The 20434-nt window shown below is 59.6% G+C and carries 17 protein-coding genes and 1 pseudogene; 4 read left to right on the forward strand and 14 right to left on the reverse strand.

Annotation, left to right across the window (positions count from 1 at the left end; genetic code table 11):
* Window positions 1-6: 6 nt before the first annotated feature.
* Window positions 7-615, forward strand: a complete 609-nt coding sequence (locus JZ00_RS17995) for a hypothetical protein (protein WP_152668449.1) — start codon at window positions 7-9, stop codon at window positions 613-615.
* Window positions 616-618: 3 nt separating this feature from the next.
* On the opposite strand, the gene JZ00_RS18000 is transcribed toward JZ00_RS17995, so the two are convergent.
* From JZ00_RS18000 to JZ00_RS18015, 4 genes are read right to left on the reverse strand one after another with little or no spacing between them, the layout of a single operon-like run.
* Window positions 619-1776 (reverse strand): osmoprotectant ABC transporter ATP-binding protein OsmV, encoded by a 1158-nt coding sequence (locus tag JZ00_RS18000; protein WP_039592288.1) that lies wholly within the window; start codon window positions 1774-1776, stop codon window positions 619-621.
* Complete coding sequence (locus JZ00_RS18005; protein ID WP_039592287.1) at window positions 1773-2426, reverse strand: ABC transporter permease; 654 nt, start codon at window positions 2424-2426, stop codon at window positions 1773-1775. Before JZ00_RS18005 ends, JZ00_RS18000 begins: the two co-directional genes overlap by 4 nt.
* Window positions 2427-2441: 15 nt before the next feature.
* Window positions 2442-3344, reverse strand: a complete 903-nt coding sequence (locus JZ00_RS18010) for a glycine betaine ABC transporter substrate-binding protein (protein WP_039592286.1) — start codon at window positions 3342-3344, stop codon at window positions 2442-2444.
* Window positions 3345-3369: 25 nt separating this feature from the next.
* The gene (locus JZ00_RS18015) at window positions 3370-4086 is read right to left on the reverse strand and encodes an ABC transporter permease (RefSeq protein WP_039592285.1); all 717 of its coding nucleotides are present in this window, start codon (window positions 4084-4086) and stop codon (window positions 3370-3372) included.
* A 329-nt stretch (window positions 4087-4415) separates the two neighbouring features.
* On the opposite strand from JZ00_RS18015, the gene JZ00_RS18020 reads away from it, so the two are divergent.
* The gene (locus JZ00_RS18020; protein WP_039592284.1) at window positions 4416-5999 is read left to right on the forward strand and encodes a peptide chain release factor 3; all 1584 of its coding nucleotides are present in this window, start codon (window positions 4416-4418) and stop codon (window positions 5997-5999) included.
* Here JZ00_RS18020 and JZ00_RS32005 read toward each other — a convergent pair.
* Window positions 5932-6216: a DUF4440 domain-containing protein gene (locus JZ00_RS32005; RefSeq protein WP_082112105.1), complete on the reverse strand. Its 285-nt coding sequence runs from the start codon at window positions 6214-6216 to the stop codon at window positions 5932-5934. The two genes, JZ00_RS18020 and JZ00_RS32005, sit on opposite strands and share 68 nt — an antisense overlap.
* A gap of 373 nt (window positions 6217-6589) precedes the next feature.
* Here JZ00_RS32005 and JZ00_RS18025 point away from each other — a divergent pair, with 373 nt between their 5' ends.
* Both JZ00_RS18025 and JZ00_RS18030 read left to right on the forward strand, forming a co-directional pair.
* Window positions 6590-6841: a hypothetical protein gene (locus tag JZ00_RS18025; RefSeq protein WP_039592283.1), complete on the forward strand. Its 252-nt coding sequence runs from the start codon at window positions 6590-6592 to the stop codon at window positions 6839-6841.
* A gap of 258 nt (window positions 6842-7099) precedes the next feature.
* Window positions 7100-7567, forward strand: coding sequence for a hypothetical protein (locus JZ00_RS18030; protein WP_039592282.1), 468 nt, complete (start codon window positions 7100-7102; stop codon window positions 7565-7567).
* 47 nt (window positions 7568-7614) lie between these two features.
* Here the strand turns inward: JZ00_RS18030 and JZ00_RS18035 are convergent, their stop codons facing one another.
* The 9 genes and pseudogenes from JZ00_RS18035 to JZ00_RS18075 all read right to left on the reverse strand — a co-directional run bounded on the left by JZ00_RS18035 (window position 7615) and on the right by JZ00_RS18075 (window position 20234).
* Window positions 7615-8595, reverse strand: coding sequence for a peptide ABC transporter ATP-binding protein (locus JZ00_RS18035; RefSeq protein WP_039592281.1), 981 nt, complete (start codon window positions 8593-8595; stop codon window positions 7615-7617).
* Entirely contained in the window at window positions 8595-9563 is a 969-nt protein-coding gene (locus JZ00_RS18040; RefSeq protein WP_039592280.1) for an ABC transporter ATP-binding protein, read from the reverse strand. The genes JZ00_RS18035 and JZ00_RS18040 overlap by 1 nt, the downstream gene beginning before the upstream one ends.
* Window positions 9564-9573: 10 nt before the next feature.
* Window positions 9574-10485 (reverse strand): ABC transporter permease subunit, encoded by a 912-nt coding sequence (locus JZ00_RS18045; RefSeq protein ID WP_039592279.1) that lies wholly within the window; start codon window positions 10483-10485, stop codon window positions 9574-9576.
* Between the two features lie 10 nt (window positions 10486-10495).
* A complete protein-coding gene (locus tag JZ00_RS18050) occupies window positions 10496-11506 on the reverse strand; it encodes an ABC transporter permease subunit (RefSeq protein WP_039592278.1) in 1011 nt (336 codons plus the stop codon).
* A 76-nt stretch (window positions 11507-11582) separates the two neighbouring features.
* Window positions 11583-13178, reverse strand: a complete 1596-nt coding sequence (locus tag JZ00_RS18055; protein WP_039592277.1) for an ABC transporter substrate-binding protein — start codon at window positions 13176-13178, stop codon at window positions 11583-11585.
* A gap of 75 nt (window positions 13179-13253) precedes the next feature.
* Window positions 13254-14687 carry an OprD family porin gene (locus JZ00_RS18060; RefSeq protein ID WP_039592276.1) on the reverse strand — a complete coding sequence of 478 codons (1434 nt, stop codon included), beginning with the start codon at window positions 14685-14687 and terminating at the stop codon, window positions 13254-13256.
* Between the two features lie 171 nt (window positions 14688-14858).
* Complete coding sequence (locus JZ00_RS18065; RefSeq protein ID WP_039592275.1) at window positions 14859-16460, reverse strand: ABC transporter substrate-binding protein; 1602 nt, start codon at window positions 16458-16460, stop codon at window positions 14859-14861.
* Window positions 16461-16752: 292 nt separating this feature from the next.
* Window positions 16753-18378 (reverse strand): ABC transporter substrate-binding protein, encoded by a 1626-nt coding sequence (locus JZ00_RS18070; RefSeq protein WP_039592274.1) that lies wholly within the window; start codon window positions 18376-18378, stop codon window positions 16753-16755.
* 255 nt (window positions 18379-18633) lie between these two features.
* A pseudogene (locus JZ00_RS18075) lies at window positions 18634-20234 on the reverse strand (ABC transporter substrate-binding protein).
* Window positions 20235-20434 lie beyond the last annotated feature (200 nt).

Raw genomic sequence — 20434 nt, forward strand, 5'->3', positions numbered from 1 at the left:
CCGGCTTTGGTTGCGCCCACCGTTCCCAAGGCTTACAGCTCCGTATCCGGCGACCGTCTTAACACCAGCGATATCTACCGAGATGAATATCTCATCGTGCAATTACCCACCGATGGAATTGCGGCCGCTGATACCTTGAGCATTCGTTGGGGAGGCCGCGTGCCATACAGCAGCCCGCCGGTCCTCTATGGCGAACTTCCGGCGAACAAGCAGGTGCAGATTCCCCGCACCGAGGTAGTCGACAGCATCGGGCTTACCGTACCGGTGAGCTACACCATTAAAAAAAGCGACACCGGTGAAACCATGGAGTCTGAAGCGCGTTTTTTGACTATTGATCCCCAGGCTCTTTTTCTTCCCGCACCCAGTTACTCGTCGGGGACTGTCACGGTCAACGCTCCAGCTCCGTCCGGCTCGACCTTACGCGTACGAGCCGTGGGAGATAGCGTTCTTGATACGACCCACCAGTTGGTGACAGCCAGTAGACCCAACCTTTTTGTTCTTGACCCGATCTGGGTTTCGAAAAACAAGGGTAGAACGGTAGAGATCAACTATTCGGTGTTCACCAAGCTCAGCCCGCAGTGGTTGTTTTCCCAGGTGCTCCGGGTCCAGCTATAGGCGTCAGGCCGACGCGGCCTCGGCCGGCGAAACAATACTGGTCTTGCCCCCACGGGACTTGCCGGAGCTCAAGTACTCGGCAATCGATTCCTGAGTCACTTCGCCAAGAAACACCCGCTCGGCATCCAGCACCGGCAGCCACGAGCGATTGAACTCGTACATGCGCGACAGCAAGATCCGCAGGTGTTCGTCGTAGGCGGCGGTGGCGTTGAATTCCCGCAGAAATTGCCCGCAGGTTCCGGCCTGACGGTACAAGTCACGGCGGCGCACGTAGCCCAGGGCTTTGTTCTCGGCACAGGTGACCACCACGTAGCGCCGGTCATGTTCGTCCATCAGTTCCAGCGCCTCGTTTACCGGCGTCTCGGGGCTGACCGACGGAGCGTTGTCCGCCGCGTCTTCGGCCTTGACCAGCAGCAGACGCTTAAGCGTGCTGTCCTGGCCGACGAAGTTGCTGACAAACTCGTCGGCCGGATGCGCCAGCAGCGTGTCCGGGTGATCACATTGCACCAGCTTGCCGGCGCGGAAGATCGCGATCTTGTCCCCCAGCTTGATGGCCTCGTCGATGTCGTGGCTGACCATGATCACGGTCTTGTTCAGCGCCCGTTGCATCTCGAAGAACTCGTTCTGGATCATCTCGCGGTTGATCGGATCGACCGCGCCAAAGGGTTCGTCCATCAGCAACAGCGGCGCATCGGCCGCCAGGGCGCGGATCACGCCGATCCGTTGCTGCTGGCCACCCGACAATTCACGCGGGTAGCGGTGCAGGTATTGCTTGGGTTCGAGCTTGATCATGCTCATCAATTCGCGGGCGCGGTCGTGGCATTTCTGTTTATCCCAACCCAGCAGGCGCGGGACGACGGTGATGTTTTCCTCGATGGTCATGTTAGGGAACAGGCCGATCTGCTGGATCACGTAGCCGATGTTGCGGCGCAGGGTCACTTCATCGAGGCCGGTGGTGTCTTCGCCATTGATCAAGACCTTGCCCGAGGTCGGCGGGATCAGTCGGTTGATCATCTTCAGCGTGGTGCTTTTGCCACAGCCCGACGGCCCGAGGAACACGCAGATCTCGCCTTCGTTGACGGTCAGGTTCACCGAGTCCACGGCTTTGACATCCTTGCCGTTGCTCTTGAAGGTTTTGCTGAGGTTTTGAAGTTCGATCATTTGAGGAGCCCTTTAGGAGTCAGCGAGCGTTGCAGCCATTGCAGAAGCAGGTCGGCGAAGATGGCCAGGAGGCTGACCAGCACGGCGCCGACGATCAGCATCGACATGTCGCTGCGGCTGATGGAAGCGAGGATGAGCACGCCCAGGCCACCGGCGCCGATAGTGGCGGCGATGGTCATGACGCCGATGTTCATGACCACGGCGGTGCGTACGCCGGCCAGGATCACCGGCACGGCGATGGGCAGTTCGACCATGCGCAGGCGCTGGCCGAAGGTCATGCCGATGCCGCGGGCGGCTTCACGGATGCCCGGCTCGACGCCGGTCAGGGCCAGGTAGGTGTTGCGCATGATCGGCAACAGCGAATAGAGAAACACCGCACTGATCGCCGGCATTGGCCCCAGGCCTTGGCCGAACTTGGAATAGAACGGCAACAGCAGGCCGAACAGGGCGATCGACGGAATCGTCAGCAGCACCGTGGCGCTGGCCTGCAGCGGGCCGGCGAGCGCCGGGAAGCGGGTCATGAAAATGCCCAGCGGCACGCCGATGACAATCGCCAGGGTAACGGCGATGCCCACCAGGGTGATGTGCTGCCAGGTCAGGTGCAGCACCAGCGGCCAATCCAGATGGGAAAAGGCGTCAAGAAAATCCATGGCTTTTCCTCCAGGTCATTGGGTTGAGAGCAGCGAATGCTGGCGCAGGAAATCGGCGGCAACGGCGGAAGGGCTTTGGTGAACGACGTCCACGCGGGCATTGAGCTGGCGCATGGTTTCATCGTCGAACAGTTCGGCGAGGGGCTTGAGCTGCGCCGCCAGTTGCGGGTGGGCGTCGAGGAACGCCTGGCGTACCACTGGCGCGGCGGTGTAATCAGGGAAGTAATGCTTGTCGTCTTCCAGCAGCTTCAGTTTGAAAGCATTCAGGCGCCCGTCGGTGGTATAGACCAAGCCGGCGAACACCTGGCTGTTGCGCAGCGCGGTATAGACCAGGCCCGCATCCATCTGGCGGATATTCTTGCGGGTCAGGTTCATGCCGTACCGCTTGACCATGCCCGCCAAACCGTCGGAACGGTTGGCGAACTCGGTGTCCAGCGCCACCAGGTGATTTTCGTCGGCCTCGGCCTGCAACACCGTGTTCAACTGGCTGATGGAGTTGATCTGCGGGTATTTCTTCGCGACTTTCTCCGGCAGGGCCAAGGCGTAGGTGTTGCTGAATTTCGATGGCGCGAGCCAGGCCAGGCCTTTTTTCGCGTCGAGTTCTTTCACCCGGGCGTACGACTGGGCGCTGTCGAGTTTCTCGGTGACATGGTTGTAGGCCACCAACGACACGCCGGTGTATTCCCAGAGCAGGTCCAGTTGTCCGCTCTCCTGGGCGCTCCGGGCCAGGTTGCTTCCAAGTCCACCGGTGATCTGCGCGTCGTAGCCTTTGCCGCGCAGGTATTGGGCGGTGATTTCTGCCAGCAGCGTCTGCTCGGTAAACACTCGGGCGCCGAGGCGAATCAGCGGGTTTTCAGCGGCCTGGGCAAATCCTGCGAACAGCAGGACGCAGCCCAGTATCAAGCTCAACTTCTTCATAAACGATTCCTTTATCCAGCCAGGCTCAGGACGGTCGCAGACCGCGTTCCAGCCAGAGGCGGCTGGCCAGTGTCACCAGGCCGTCGAGCAGCAACGCCAGCAGGGCGGTGCAGGCTGCGCCGAGCAGCAATTGCGGCTGGTTGTTCAAGGCGATGCCAGGAAAGATCAGGCTGCCGAGGCTGTTGGCGCCGATCAGGAACGCCAGGGGCGCGGTGCCGACGTTGATCGCCAGGGCCACGCGCACGCCGCCGACGATAATCGGCACGGCGTTGGGCAACTCGACTTTCCACAATACTTGGCGCGGGGTCATGCCGATGCCGACGGCGGCTTCCTTGAGGGAACCCTGGACGTTTTTCAGGCCTTCATAGGTGTTGCGCACAATGGGCAATAGAGAGGCGAGGAACAGGGCGAAGATGGCGGGACCGCTGCCGATGCCCAGGAAACCCAGAGCGATGGCCAGCACGGCCAGGGGTGGCACGGTGTTGCCGATGTTGAACACTTGCATGAAGCGTTCGGCGCGCCCGACCATGCCGGGGCGGCTGAGGGCGATGCCGGCGGGGATGCCGACAATCAGGGCCGCCAGCATGGAGGCCAGGACAAGCATCAGGTGCGCTTGCAGGTAGAACAGCAGATCGTCGTGGTAGCGTTGGATCGTATCGATGCCGATCCAGTGGACCAACAGGGCCAGGAGGGCGACGACGACCGCTCCCCCGATAAGCCCTTTGCCATAGCGGATAGCCACAGGCGGACTCCTTTGTCTTTCAGTCGGCGCACGCTTGCCCGTACGGCAAACCGTCAGGTCGCCGGGAAAACGTTCGCGAGAAGCAGCTCTGTTCAGTGCCGGTAAAAAGGCCTGTAAATTGAGCCATGAGCGCAGCCTCGTCAGGCTAACTTGCTGATTTTGCAGACCCTGACGAATAGCCTTGTCAGGGTGGTGGACGTCTTCACGGGGCGAAAGGTTCCCACGTAGGGGGGCATTTGGCCACCCCGAATGTGCCCAATGGTTCGGTTCCTGGCACAAGTTGAGCTATAATCGCCGCCCTTTTTGAATCACCTGCCAGGCGATTTCCCATGACCAAACAGGCCGCCGAAGTCGCGAAACGCCGCACTTTCGCCATTATTTCCCACCCCGATGCCGGTAAGACCACCATCACCGAAAAGCTCTTGCTGATGGGCAAGGCGATTGCGGTGGCCGGCACGGTGAAATCCCGCAAGTCCGACCGCCATGCCACCTCCGACTGGATGGAGATGGAAAAGCAGCGGGGTATCTCCATTACCACGTCGGTCATGCAGTTCCCGTATCGCGATCACATGATCAACCTGCTCGACACCCCGGGCCACGAAGACTTTTCCGAAGACACCTACCGCACCCTGACCGCTGTGGACTCGGCACTGATGGTCCTCGACGGCGGTAAGGGCGTCGAGCCACGGACCATCGCGCTGATGGACGTCTGCCGTCTGCGGGACACGCCTATCGTCAGCTTCATCAACAAACTCGACCGCGACATCCGCGACCCGATCGAACTGCTCGACGAAATCGAAGCGGTCCTGAAGATCAAGGCCGCGCCGATCACCTGGCCGATCGGTTGCTACCGCGACTTCAAGGGCGTGTACCACTTGGCCGACGACTACATCATCGTCTACACCCCCGGCCACGGTCATGAGCGCACCGAAACCAAGATCATCCAGAAGCTCGACTCCGACGAAGCCCGCACGCACCTGGGTGACGAGTACGATCGTTTTGTCGAGCAACTGGAACTGGTGCAGGGCGCCTGCCATGAGTTCAACCAGCAGGAATTCATCGACGGCCAACTGACCCCGGTGTTCTTCGGTACCGCCCTGGGCAACTTCGGTGTCGACCATGTGCTCGACGCCGTGGTCGACTGGGCCCCGCGCCCGCTGCCGCGTGTCGCCAACGAGCGCACCGTGGAGCCGGTGGAAGAAAAGTTCACAGGCTTTGTGTTCAAGATCCAGGCGAACATGGACCCCAAGCACCGCGACCGCATCGCATTCATGCGCATCTGCTCCGGCAAATACGAAAAAGGCATGAAGATGCGCCACGTGCGCACCGGCAAGGACGTGCGCATCGGCGACGCCTTGACCTTCTTCTCCTCGGAACGCGAGCAACTGGAAGAAGCCTTCGCCGGCGACATCATTGGCCTGCACAACCATGGCACCATCCAGATCGGCGACACCTTCACCGAAGGCGAGGCCCTTGGCTTCACCGGCATCCCGCACTTCGCCCCGGAACTGTTCCGCCGCGTACGCCTGAAGGACCCGCTCAAGTCCAAGCAACTGCGCCAAGGTTTGCAGCAACTGGCCGAAGAGGGCGCCACCCAGGTGTTCTTCCCGGAGCGAAGCAACGACATCATCCTCGGCGCGGTCGGTGTGCTGCAGTTCGATGTGGTCGCCAGCCGCCTGAAAGAGGAATACAAGGTCGAGTGCTCCTACGAGCCGATCACCGTGTACTCCGCCCGTTGGGTCGAATGCGGTGACAAGAAAAAGCTCGAGGAATTTTCCAATAAGGCCGTGGAAAACCTCGCGCTGGATGGCGGTGGGCATTTGACCTACCTGGCGCCAACACGTGTCAACCTGGCGCTGATGGAAGAGCGCTGGCCGGATGTGAAATTCCGCGCGACGCGGGAGCATCATTAAGCATCAAGCGTGAAACCGAAAACCCCGCTGCGAAAGTTGCGGGGTTTTTTATAGCGCGTTGAGTGAAGGATTGTTGGGGTAATTGCTCGACCACCTGAGCCTTGGTCCAGATGCTACCGCTGGCGCCAAATTCGATGAAATCCTCGACGATCAGGCGAGAGATTGCCGCTGCGTCACGCCGTGTGTCTTCGCATAAAAGGCTATGTTCCAGTTGCATCGGGGTTTGCGACAGAGTTATGTCGGGGAGCCTTTGAAGAATTTCGGCCTACCATAGCGCAGGCGAGGCCTTTGGCGGATGCGAGCTCCCGTTAAAAAACTTTGTGAGGTAGCTGTGGGAGCAAAGCTTGCTCGCGAAACCGGTGGTCAGCTTGCCTGGATGATGGATGTATCGTCCTCGCGAGCAAGCCCGCTCCCATAGAAGGTTTGTGGTGTTAGTAGGTTTGGAGATAACCCTTATTCGAAACCAATCTGTAGAACGGCGGCATTTCCAGCTGTTCCGGGGCGTCCTATTTGATGAACCGTTCTATTCATAATTAGCTTCTCTTAGGCGCCGTCGGGCTCTGCTTTATCCGAAAAGAAGGAATTGGGCTATGAATAAGCTGTTGCGCATGATGTTTTTGCTGAAGGTATTGGTGTTGCTGTCCCTCGGTTCTACGGCTGCGTGGGCTGAGTGTGATGAGCATGAGAAACACGCATCGAGCGGGGCGGTGGCGCAGGGCGAGTTTATGCTTGCCGCGACCGATGCGGATGCAGGCGATCCGGACGATGGCGAGGATGATGATGGTTCGCCAGTCGATATGCCGGATGAGGATGAGGATGCGGAGGGCGATAGCCAGACGTAGAACATCCGACATGAAAAAACCTCCAGCCTTGGTCGGACTGGAGGTTTTTTATTGCCTCGAGGGCGGGGGCTCCCGCTGGAGCGGTCCGACGTTCCGGGCGCAGTAGGCCGAAAAGAGTCGGAGGATTACTTGTTTGTCTCATACGAAAAAGCTGAGACCACCTGTCAGGTCTGACAGTAGACGGATTTTCGTGTGGCTCTTATAACCATTGGAAATGGCTGCCCGATGGCTCATCAGTTCCGGGAAAGGAGATCAAACATGAAAATCAGTGACCAGCATCCTGAAGCCTCTGGTTGGATGAAGGGATCTGTAGGAGGTGTTGAGTTTGAAGTTTTGAAGGATTTGACACTGATTGCTGATGACGGGGGCACTGATTTCGTAGTTCAAGCCGATTGGACATCAAATAATGGTGGAGCAAGACAGTTGACGTTTTATTTCCCTCCTGGTGGCCCAGGGATATACACGTTGGACTCATTAGCTAAGGCTTTTTATGAAATAGAAGGAAAGCTCGAGCCTTGGCAACGCGGCTACATCACGCGCAAGAGCACGGATTTTTCCTCACCTGACCATAATCATTGGTGCGCGGAGATCGAGTTCAAATTCGACGTCAGCATCGACGGCCTGGCTATCCAGATAAATGGGACGGGCAGCCTCAGAGGCGCTTCGCCCTGGAGTAAGCGTGAATCTTCTGTATTTCGTCGACGTCGGGGAATAGGCACAGCGTAGTGGCGAGAGAGCTTGCTCCCTCGCCACGGATCCTTCGCTAAACCGCCTTACGCCGCACCATCCAGAAACCGCTCGGCGTAGTGACACGCTACCAAACGGTTATCGAGTGGGCGAAGCGCCGGTTCTTCAGTCTTGCAACGCTCGGTCGCGTACGGGCAACGCTTGTGGAAGGCGCAGCCGGACGGCGGGTTGAGCGGGTTGGGCAGTTCGCCGACGATCTTGATCTTCGGCTTGTTCGGGTCCGGGTGGATGGTTGGTGTGGCCGACAGCAGCGCCTGGGTGTACGGGTGCAACGGGCGGCTGTAGATGTTCTCGTTGGGGCCCATTTCCACCGGGCGGCCGAGGTACATCACCATCACGTCGTCGGCTACGTGCTGCACCACCGCCAGGTTGTGGGAAATGAACACGTAGGCGGTGTTGAATTCCTGCTGCAGGTCCATGAACAGGTTCAGCACCTGAGCCTGGATCGACACGTCCAGTGCCGAGGTCGGTTCGTCCGCCACCAGCACCTTGGGTTGCAGCATCATGGCGCGGGCCAGGGCGATGCGCTGGCGCTGGCCGCCGGAGAACATGTGCGGGTAGCGCTGGTAATGCTCGGGGCGCAAGCCCACCTGCTTCATCATCGCCTGGACTTTTTCCCGCCGCTCGGTGGCCGACAGGTTGGTGTTGATCAGCAATGGCTCGGCCAGCTGATCACCGATTTTCTGTCGTGGATTGAGAGAAGCGTACGGACTCTGAAAGACCATCTGCACGTCTTTGCGCAATTGCTTGCGTTCGGCCTTGTTGGCGCCGGCGACTTCCTGGCCGGCGATTTTCAAGGAGCCGGCGGACGGTTCTTCGATCAGCGTCAGGGCCCGGGCGAGGGTGGATTTGCCGCAACCGGATTCACCCACCACGGCCAGGGTCTTGCCGGCTTCCAGTTCGAACGACACACCGTTGAGGGCGCGCACGGTCGCATGGCCCTTGAACATGCCACGGGACACTTCGTAGTGACGGGTCAGGTCACGGGCGGTAAGTACGACGGCCATCACGCCACCTCCTGGTTCAACGGGTAGAAGCAGCGGGCGAGGCTGTTGGATTTCGGATCGAGCGCCGGGCGTTGTTGACGGCAGTTGTCCTGCACGTACGGGCAGCGCGGCGACAGCAGGCAGCCCTGCGGACGGTCGTAGCGACCGGGGACGATGCCGGGCAAGGTCGCCAGGCGCTCGGCGCCCATGCTGTGTTCCGGAATCGCCGCCAGCAGCGCTTCGCTGTAGGGATGGGCGGGGATGTCGAACAGTTCGGGCACCTTACCGACTTCCACGGCCTGGCCGGCGTACATCACGCACACGCGCTGGGCGGTTTCGGCGACGACGGCGAGGTCGTGGGTGATCAGCACCAGGCCCATGTTCTGCTCTTTTTGCAGGGCCAGCAGCAGGTCCATGATCTGCGCCTGGATGGTCACGTCGAGGGCGGTGGTCGGTTCGTCGGCGATCAGCAGCTTCGGCTCGCCGGCAATCGCCATGGCAATCGCCACACGCTGGCTCATGCCGCCGGACAGTTGATGCGGGTAGGCGTCCATGCGGCTGGCGGCGCCGGGGATCTCGACTTTTTCCAGCAGTTCGATGGCGCGCTTGCGGGCGGCCTTGCCGGACATCTTCAGGTGCAGGCGCAGCACTTCTTCGATCTGGAAACCCACGGTGTAGCTGGGGTTGAGCGCGGTCATCGGATCCTGGAAGACCATCGCCAGGTCCTTGCCGACGATCTGCCGACGCTGGCGGTTGCTCAGCTTGAGCATGTTCTTGCCGTCGAAGTTCAGCGCGTCGGCGGTGACGATGCCAGGGTGCTCGATCAGGCCCATCAGCGCCATCATGGTCACGGATTTACCCGAGCCCGATTCGCCGACGATCGCCAGGACTTCGCCTTTTTCCACGCTCAGGTCCAGGCCGTCGACCACCGGCACGGCGGTGGCGTCGCCGAAGCGGACGTTGAGATTCTTGATTTCTAGCAGTGACATGGGAATCTCCTCAGGCGGCATTCTTGAGTTTCGGGTCCAGCGCATCGCGCAGCCCGTCGCCCATCAAGTTGATTGCCAGCACGCTGAGCAAAATGGTCAAGCCAGGCAGGCTCACGACCCACCAGGCGCGTTCGATGTAGTCGCGGGCCGAGGCCAGCATGGTGCCCCACTCGGGGGTGGGCGGCTGGACGCCGAGGCCGAGGAAGCCCAGGGCGGCGGCGTCGAGGATCGCCGAGGAAAAGCTCAGCGTTGCCTGGACGATCAGCGGTGCCATGCAGTTGGGCAGCACGGTGATGAACATCAGACGCGGCAGGCCGGCACCGGCCAGGCGGGCGGCGGTCACGTAGTCGCGGTTCAGCTCGCCCATCACGGCAGCGCGGGTCAGGCGCACGTAGGATGGCAGCGAGACGATGGCGATGGCGATCACGGTGTTGATCAGGCCTGGGCCGAGGATGGCGACGATCGCCACGGCCAGCAGCAAGGACGGCAGGGCGAGCATGATGTCCATCAGGCGCATGATGGTCGGGCCGAGGATACGCGGGAAGAATCCGGCGAACAGGCCCAGCAGGATGCCCGGGATCAACGACATCACCACCGACGACAAGCCGATCAGCAGCGACAGCCGCGAACCCTGGATCAGCCGCGAGAGCAGGTCGCGGCCCAGCTCGTCGGTGCCCAGCAAAAATTGCATCTGCCCGCCTTCGAGCCAGGCCGGCGGCGTCAGCAGGAAGTCGCGATATTGCTCGCTCGGATCGTGAGGCGCGACCCACGGGGCGAAGATCGCGCAGAACACGATCAGGGTCATGAACAGCAGCCCGGCGACAGCGCCCTTGTTGCGGGAGAACGCTTGCCAGAATTCTTTGTACGGGGATGGGTACAGCAGGCTTTGATCGACTGCTACCGCGGTAGTTGGAGTACTCATGGTCTTGATCTCAGCGCTGGTGACGGATACGTGGGTTGGCAAAGCCGTAGAGAACGTCCACGACGAAGTTGACCAGAATCACCAGGCAGGCGATTAACAGGATGCCGTTCTGCACCACGGGATAGTCCCGGGCGCCGATGGCTTCGATCAGCCACTTGCCGATGCCCGGCCAGGAGAAGATCGTTTCGGTCAGGACCGCACCGGCCAGCAGCGTGCCGACTTGCAGGCCGACCACGGTCAGCACCGGGATCAGCGCGTTGCGCAGGCCGTGCACGAACACCACTCGCGACGGCGACAGGCCCTTGGCCTTGGCGGTGCGGATGTAGTCTTCGCGCAGCACTTCGAGCATCGAAGAGCGGGTCATGCGGGCGATCACCGCCAGCGGAATGGTGCCCAGCACGATGGCCGGCAGGATCAGGTGATGCAGCGCATCGAGGAACGCGCCCGGCTCGTCGGCCAACAGCGTGTCGATCAGCATGAAGCCGGTTTTCGGCTCGATGTCGTAGAGCAGGTCGATGCGTCCCGACACCGGCGTCCAGCCCAGGGACACCGAGAAGAACATGATCAGGATCAGGCCCCACCAGAAGATCGGCATCGAATACCCCGCCAGGGAGATGCCCATCACGCCATGGTCGAACAGCGATCCTCGCTTGAGTGCCGCGATCACCCCGGCCAGCAAGCCCAGGATACCGGCGAACAACAGCGCGGCCATGGACAGTTCCAGGGTCGCGGGAAACAGGGAGCTGAACTCGGTCCATACGCTTTCACGGGTGCGCAGCGATTCGCCGAGATCGCCCTGGGCCAGTTTGCCGATGTAGTCCAGGTACTGGGCATACAGCGGTTTGTTGAGGCCAAGGCGTTCCATTGCCTGTGCATGCATTTCGGGATCGACCCGACGTTCGCCCATCATCACTTCCACGGGGTCGCCGGGGATCATGCGAATCAACGCGAAGGTCAGCAAGGTGATGCCGAAGAACGTGGGGATTAATAATCCCAGTCGGCGGGCAATAAAACTAAACATCTTCAGGTGTACCTCATCAGCCGGTTAGGCGTGCCCGGCGATTCTCGGGATCAAGAGTCGCCGGGCGTTTTCTTATCTACTTCACCTGGGTGGTGGCGAAGTTGTTGGTGGTGAGCGGGCTAATCACGTAGCCCTCTACGTTCTTGCGCATTGCAGTGAACATCCGGGTGTGGGCCATGCTGATCCATGGCTGGTCCTGGTTGAAAATCACCTGGGCCTGTTCATAGAGCTTGGCGCGTTCCTCGGGGTTCACTGTGGCGCGTGCCTGGTCGAGCAGCGCCTGGAATTTCTCATTGCACCAGCGCGCGTAGTTTTCGCCGTTCTTGGCGGCCTCGCAACTGAGCATAGGCGTCAGGAAGTTATCCGGGTCGCCGTTGTCGCCCGCCCATCCGGCGGAGACCATGTCGTGCTCGCCGTTTTTCGCGCGCTTGAGCATTTCGCCCCATTCCATCACGCGGATATCGACCTTGATCCCGACTTTCGCCAGGTCGGCCTGCATCATCTGCGCGCCGAGCATCGGATTGGGGTTGGTCGGGCCGCCGCCGTTGCGGGTGAACAGCGTGAACACGGTGCCTTCCGGTACGCCGGCTTCCTTGAGCAACTGGCGCGCCTTGTCGAGGTCGCGGGCCGGGTTCTTCAGGTCGTGGTTGAAGCCCAGCAGTGTCGGCGGGTACGGGTTGACCGCCACGGTAGCGTTGCCCTTGCCGAACAGCGCGTTGACGTAGGCTTCCTTGTCGAAGGCCAGGTCGATGGCTTTGCGTACCCGCACGTCGCTCATGTATTTGTGGCTGGTGTTCATGGCGGTGTAGGAAACGGTCATCGCGTCCAGCTCGGTGACCTTCAGGTTCGGGTCTTTCTTGACGCTGGGGATGTCGTCGGGTTTGGGATACAGCGCGATCTGGCACTCGTTGGTCTTGAGCTTCTGCATGCGCACGTTGTTGTCGGTGGCGATGGCCAAGATCAGCGCGTCCGCCGGCGGCTTGCCACGGAAGTAGTCCGGGTTGGCCTTGAAGCGAACCTGGGCGTCCTTGTTGTAGCGCTGGAACACGAACGGGCCGGTGCCGATCGGTTTGCTGTTGAGGTCGCCGGTTTTGTTGGCCTTGAGCAACTGGTCGGCGTATTCAGCCGGGTAGATCGAGGAAAAAGCCATGGCGATGTCGGCCAGGAACGGCGCTTCGCGGCGGGTCAGGCTGAACTTGACCGTGTGTTCGTCGACTTTCTCGACGTTTTTGAGCAGTTCCTTAAAGCCCATGCTTTCAAAGTACGGGAAGCCCACGCTCGACAATTTGTGCCATGGGTGATTCGGGTCCAGCTGACGCTGGAAACTCCAGACCACATCGTCGGCGTTCATGTCGCGGGTCGGCTTGAAGTAATCGGTGGTGTGGAATTTGACGCCCTTGCGCAAATGGAAGGTGTAGGTCAGGCCATCCTCACTGATGTCCCAGGATTCGGCCAGGGCCGGAATCACTTCGGTGGTGCCGGGCTTGAAGTCGGCCAGGCGGTTGAAAACGGTTTCCGCCGCAGCATCGGCGGTGACTGCAGTCGTGTACTGGACAATGTCGAAGCCTTCCGGGCTGGCTTCTGTGCAAACCACCAGGGGTTTGGCCGTGGCGCCAACGGCGACACTCAGCAGCGCGGCGGCGATGGCGGCGCGTAGGGGGTTCATGTTCATCGTCAATCCTCTGCAATCGGTTGAACGGCAAAAAACCGAACGGTCGACCTTGTGGGTCGACCGTCGGTGGAAAGGTTAGAGAATGTTGAACGGAATGGTGGTGACCAGGCGGAATTCGTTGATGCTGCCGTCAGACTGGTTTTCGCTGGCGCGGTGTGCGGTGTAGGTCGCGCGGATCGCGGTGGCTTTCAAAGGGCCGCTCTGTACGGCATAGGATGCGCCGATGCCGTATTCGTAATGGTGTTCGCCGTCCTGAGTCTGGATACCATCGTAGCCTTTGCCAACCACGCCGTTGTTGCCGCTGTAGTGGGTGCCGTCGATGCCCCAGCCACGTGCCTGGTAGATATTGAATTTCAGGCCTGGAACGCCATATTCAGCCATGTTCAGGCCATAGGCGACCTGGAAGGATTTTTCGTTCGGGCCGTTGAAGTCCGACAATAGGGAGTTGGCCAGGTAGATGCCGTTGGTTTCGTTCAGGTAGTCGAAATACTCGTTACCGTTCACTTGCTGGTAGGAAAGGGTAAGGGTGTGCGCCTGGTGCGTCAGGCCGAATGACAACGAATAGGTGTCATTGTCGATGTCGCCGATCAGCGCTTTGCCTTCTTCCTGGGTTTTGTAATAGTTCAGCCCGGTAGTCAGGCTCAGCACGGAGCTGTCGCCAAGCACATGGCTAGCGCCGAAATAATACTGGTTCCAAAGATCTTCGGCCTTGGTGGCCCAGAGGCTTGTGGTCAGGCTGGCGAGCGGCGTGTAGGTGATGCCGGCGGTGTGGATATGGTCGGACTCTTGGCGACCGTTGGCGTATTCGGCGCGGAATTTACGCAGGCTTTGTTCCGAACGTGGGGACACGCGATCGAAGGTTGCTGCGTCGAAGGTCAGGTTTTCCAGCTCCGCGACATTCAAGCTCACCCCTTGAAAGCTTGATGGCAGGGCTCGGTTACCGATCGTGTCGACTTGCGGGCTGCTGTAGCTTTGGCGACCGGCGGTCAGCGTGCTGTTGGAGAAGCGCGCCTTCACGTTAGCCAAACCCAGTTTGCTCCACTGGCCCACCGCGTCACCGCCTTTTTCGGTCAGGGTACGGTTGTTGCCCGAGGCGGTTCCGGTTTTCGGGGCGCCGCCATTGCCAGCCGCCAGGTTTTCACGATCACGCTCCAGCGCAATGGCGTTATAGGCAGCGATTTCAGTGCTGAAACCGACGGTGCCTTCGGTAAAGCCCGAGGTGTAATTGACGATGGTGCCCTGAACCCAGTTGATCCGGCGGTCAGTTTCGGCTAGAGCGCCGTTTTTGGTGTAGACGAACTTCCCGCCACGCTTGAGCTGCTCGTTCGCGTACCAGTTACGCGTGGACCCTGTCACCGATTGCCCTTCCAAGAAGCCGGTAGCTTCGCTTTGGGCGCTTTTTTCTTTGAGGGAGACCGGGCTGACAGCCTGGCTTTGAGGATCTGCGTAAGCCGTGGCCGTAACGCTGCTGATGGCCAAGGCCAGTATCGCGGTGCTGCTCAGTTTCATTGGTAACGCTCCTTTTTCTTTCTTTTTCATGCCGATCTTTTTGGGTGAATCGGCTATTGGTTTTTAACTCATTCGCAGCTTGCAAACGTTTGCTTGGCGCCGAATCGGCGAATTACGGCAAGACGTCGGCGTGGGGCTTCCAAAGGAAGCCCGCGCTGCGTGGCTAGACGGTTATGGGTTCAGGCTGACGCCCGAGAAGACGTTGCGACCGAAGGGGCTGACTTTGAATCCTTCGACTTTGGCACTCAGCGGCTGGTTGACCGTCGAGTGGGCAACAGGGGTAATCGGCACTTGCTGCTTGAGCAATTGCTGGGCCTGTTTGTAGAGCACGGTGCGCTGGTCGCGGTCGGTGACGACCTTGGCCTGCTTGATCAGCTTGTCGTAGTCCTGGTCACACCACATGGAGTAGTTGTTGCCGCCAATGGCGTCACAGCTGTACAGCGTGCCCAGCCAGTTGTCCGGGTCCCCATTGTCGCCAGTCCAACCGATCAGGCTGATGTCGTGCTCGCCATTCTTGGTGCGTTTAATGTACTCGCCCCATTCGTAGCTGACGATCTTCACTTTCAGGCCGATCTTCGCCCAGTCGGCCTGGAGCATCTCGGCCATCAGTTTGGCGTTGGGGTTGTAGGGGCGTTGTACAGGCATCGCCCACAATGTGATTTCGGTGCCTTCCTTGACCCCGGCGGCCTTGAGCAGCTCCTTGGCTTTTTCCGGGTTGTAGGGCACGTCCTTGATGGTGTCGTCGTAGGACCATTGGGTTGGCGGCATGGCGTTCTGCGCCAGTTGCCCCGCGCCTTGGTACACCGCATTGAGAATGCCTTGCTTGTTCACCGCCATGTCCAGGGCCCGGCGCACTTCGACCTGGTCGAACGGTTTGTGGCGGGTGTTATAGGCGATGTAGCCGAGGTTGAAACCCGGTTTCTCGATCAACTGCAGCTTGGGATCGTTCTTCAAGGCCGGCACGTCGGCCGGACGTGGATGCAGGGTGACCTGGCATTCGTTGGCCTTGAGTTTCTGCACCCGCACCGACGCGTCGGTGTTGATGGAGAAAATCAGGTTTTTCAGCTTCACCCGTTCCGGCGCCCAGTACTTGTCGTTGGCGACGTAGCGGATGTTGGAGTCTTTCTGGTAGCTCTTGAACTCGAACGGCCCGGTGCCGATCGGCTTCTGGTTGATGTCGCTCGGCTTGCCGCCCTTGAGCAACTGGTCGGCGTATTCGGCCGACAGGATCGCGGCGAAACTCATGGCGATGTTCTGGATGAACGCGGCGTCCACGCTGTTGAGGGTCACGACCACGGTCAGCGGCCCGGTCGCTTCCACTTTGGCGATGTTCTTGTTCAGGCTCATGCCGTTGAAGTACGGGAACTCGGTGGGGTAGGCCTTGCGGAACGGATGCTGTGGGTCAAGCATGCGGTTGAAGGTGAAGAGCACGTCGTCGGCGTTGAAGTCCCGGGTCGGCGTGAAGTAATCGGTTGTATGAAACTTCACCCCTTCGCGTAGGTGGAAAGTGTATTTCAAGCCGTCTTCGGAAATGTCCCACCTCGTTGCCAGGCCTGGGACGACATTGGTCGCGCCTTTTTCAAACTCGGCCAGGCGGTTGTACAGCGGCTCGGCCGCATCGTTGTCGGTGGCGGTGGTGTATTGCGCGGTGTCGAAACCGGCGGGGCTGCCTTCGGAACAGAACACCAGGCTGCCACCGGCGGCCTGGGCTGCGGATGTGGCGGCCAGCAGGCCGGTGCCCAGCAATGCGGATAAAACCAAGGTATGGCGCATGACGCTCCCTCTTGTAGTGTTGTGCAATGCGCCCGAACCCTTCCGGGATCCGATGGCTGCATTGAGTCCAAACCATGCATATGGCAGACCGAGAACTCATGCAAATACTGTCAGCCCTGACGGTAGGGGCCGTCGGTCTGGCAGTAAATGCGCTGAGTCCTAAAGACTTGTAGGAAAAGGCAACGCGCCTTTACCTTCTGCCGTGTGAGATATCGGGGTCCTGCGTAGGAAGATTCCGATACATCAGCCCAAAAAAATCGGCGACGTTAGGCAACGTCGCCGATTCTGGAGCTTATTTGCTGACGCTGACGCCGTAGAAGGAGTTCAAGCCAAAGGGGCTGATCTTGAAGTCCTGCACGTTGGCGCGCATGGGTTGGTACACCGTCGAGTGAGCGATAGGTGTCATCGGCACAGCATCCTTGAGGACGTGTTGCGCCTGTTTGTAGAGTTCGGTGCGCTTGGCCTGGTCGGTGGTGCGCTTGGCTTCTTTCACGAGGCCGTCGAATTTCTTGTCACACCATTTGGAGAAGTTGTTGCCGGCCAGCGAGTCGCAGCCGAACAGCACGTTGAGCCAGTTGTCCGGGTCACCATTGTCACCGCTCCAGCCAATGATCATGGCCTGGTTCTCGCCACCTTTGGAACGCTTGATGTACTCGCCCCATTCGTAGCTGGTGATCTTGACCTTCAGGCCGATCTTGGACCAGTCGTTCTGCAGCATTTCTGCCATCAGTTTCGCGTTCGGGTTGTACGGACGCTGAACCGGCATGGCCCACAGAACGATTTCTGTGCCTTCCTTGACGCCGGCTTCCTTGAGCAGCGACTTGGCTTTTTCAGGGTCGTATTTGGCATCTTTGATGGTGGTGTCGTAGGACCACTGGGTCGGAGGCATGGCGTTGACTGCCAGTTGGCCCGCACCTTGGTACACCGAGTCGATAATCTGTTGCTTGTTCACGGCCATGTCCAAGGCTTGACGAACGCGCAGGTCAGCCAGTGGGTTGGGCTTGTCGTCGCCTTTGACTTTGTCCATCACGTTGTAAGCCACATAACCCAGGTTGAAACCCGCCTGGTCAGGCATCTTCAGCGCTTTGTCTTCCTTCAGTGCCTTCAGGTCGGCCGGGCGTGGGAAGAGGGTGATTTGGCACTCGTTTTTCTTCAGCTTCTGGATACGTACCGAAGGGTCGGTGGTGATGGCGAAGATCAGGTTGTCGATCTTCACGTCTTCAGGCTTCCAGTATTCCTTGTTGCCGGTGTAGCGGATGTTGGAATCTTTCTGGTAGCTCTTGAACACGAACGGGCCAGTGCCGACCGGTTTCTGATTGATGTCCGGGGCCTTGCCTTCCTTGAGCAGTTGGGCGGCGTACTCGGCGGACTGGATCGAGGCGAAGCTCATGGCCATGTTCTGGATGAACGCGGCATCGACATCTTTCAAGGTGAACTTGACGGTGTGGTCGTCGACTTTATCGATCTTGGTGATGTTGGTGTCCATCCCCATGTCGGTGAAGTACGGGAATTCGGTTGGGTAGGCCTTACGGAACGGGTCGTCCTTGTTGATCATGCGGTTGAACGTGAACAGCACGTCGTCGGCATTGAACTCACGAGTCGGCTTGAAATACGGGGTGGTGTGGAACTTGACGCCTTCACGCAGGTGGAAGGTATAGGTGAGGCCGTCTTCGGAAATGTCCCACTTGGTGGCCAGGCCAGGAATCACGGCGGTGCCGCCGCGCTCAAACTGGGTCAGGCGGTTGAACATGGTTTCTGCAGAGGCGTCGAAGTCGGTTCCGGTGGTGTACTGACCAGGGTCGAAGCCGGCCGGGCTGCCTTCGGAGCAGAACACCAGGTTAGTCGCGGCGGAAGCGAAAGGAGCGCTGGCTAACAAGCCTGCGCCGACTAAAAACGGAATGACCGCGTGTTTAAGCATGTTGGCCTCATGATTTGTTGTCATTTTTGGATTTGAGGGCGACCTCGTGAGTCGTCCTGCGGATACTTATGCAGGCCCCATACCCAATGCAAGATCCAGAGCGGTTTCAAGTCTGAAACAGTGGAACGAACGTACCTTAATGTCGCATCTTTATAACTTTTGACGCATTTGACCGTTTGCGCCGGTTTTTTTGGGGCAAGCGGCGCCCGTTGGCGGTGCGACGCAGGGCTGCGACGCACCGCCATGGGGCGGGTTTTACTTGTTCAAACCCACGCCGTAGAAGGGTGTAAGGCCAAACGGGCTGAGTTTGAAATCCACCACTTCCTTGCGTATCGGCTGGAACACCGTTGAGTTGGCAATGGGCGTGATGGGCACTTGCTGCTTGAGGATTTTCTGCGCCTGTTGATACAAGTCGATGCGTTTCTGGCGGTCGGTCGCGACCTTCGCCTGCTGGATCAACCGGTCGTAGGCCGGGTCGCACCACTTGGCGTAGTTGCTGCCCTTGACCGCCGCGCAGCTATAAAGCACGCCGAGCCAGTTGTCCGGGTCACCGTTGTCGCCGGTCCAGCCATAGATCATCGCGTCGTGTTCGCCGTTCTTGGCGCGCTTGATGTATTCGCCCCATTCGTAGCTGACGATGTTGGCCTTGATGCCGATCCTGGCCCAATCCTGCTGGATCATTTGCGCCGACATTCGCGCGTTGGGGTTGGAGGCGCGCTGCACTGTCATCGCCCACAAATCAATGGTTGTACCGGGCGCAACCCCGGCTTCCTTGAGGAGCGCCTTGGCCTTGGTCACGTCATGGAGCGCGTCCTGGATCGTTGGGTCGAACGACCATTGGGCCGGTGGCAAGGCGTTCTGCGCCAGCTGGCCAGCGCCTTGGTACACGGCCTTTATGATCGCGGGCTTGTCGATGGCCATGTCCAGCGCCTGGCGGACCTTGAGCTGGTCCAGCGGCGGGTGCGTCACGTTGTACGCCAGGAAACCGAGATTGAAACCGGGCTGCTTTAGCACCCTCAGGTTCGGGTCCTGCTCCATCACTTCGATATCGGCCGGGCGCGGGTAACCGCTGACCTGGCATTCGCCGCGCTTGAGCTTCTGCAGGCGCACGGCGGCGTCCGGAGTGATGGAAAAAATCAGATTGTCGAGCTTCACGTCCTCGGGGTTCCAGTACGCGGTGTTGGCGACGTAGCGGATCTGCGAATCCTTCTGGTAACGCTTGAACACGAACGGCCCGGTGCCGACGGGTTTCTGGTTCAGGTCGCCGGCCTTGCCTTCCTTCAACAATTGCGCCGCGTATTCGGCGGATTGCACCGAGGCAAAGCTCATCGCCAGGTTCTGCACGAACGCGGCGTCGACATTATTGAGGTTGAAACGCACGGTGTGCTCGTCGACTTTCTCGACGCTTTTGATCGTGGTGTTCAGGCCCATGTCGGTGAAGTACGGCGATTCGGTGGGGTAGGCCTGGCGGAACGGGTGCCGTGGGTCCAGCAGGCGTTGGAAAGTGAACAGCACATCATCGGCGTTGAAGTCGCGGCTCGGGGTGAAGAACTCGGTTGTATGAAATTTCACACCCTCGCGTAGGTGGAAGGTGTAGGCCAGGCATCGGCGGACACGTCCCAACTCGTCGCCAAGCCCGGCTCGACCTCGGTGCCGCCGCGCTTGAATTGGGTGAGGCGGTTGAAGACGGTTTCGGCCGAGGCATCGAAGTCGGTGCCGCTGGTGTATTGGCTGGGATCGAACCCGGCGGGGCTTGCTTCGGAGCAGTAGACCAGGGTGTTGGCGGCTTGGGCCAGTGGCGCTGCGCTGACCAGTGCGAATGCGAGCAAAAGGGGTTTTAACGTGGTTCTGTCCATGAAATCCCTTGGGGCGTGGCGAAAGGTTTTCCGAAGACTAGCGGTTGGGACAAGGGTGTAGGAAATATCCAAAAGTAAGGGGCACCCCTGGGTTTGGGCATACCGCATTTTCTACCAATATTTAATTGACGCCGGAATAATGGCTATCTAGTATCGCGCCACTATTTTGATATTGCTTGCTGGGCAGGGAATGACAAGCG

Origin of the sequence: Pseudomonas frederiksbergensis, assembly GCF_000802155.2 — a bacterium.
Classification (GTDB): domain Bacteria; phylum Pseudomonadota; class Gammaproteobacteria; order Pseudomonadales; family Pseudomonadaceae; genus Aquipseudomonas; species Aquipseudomonas frederiksbergensis_A.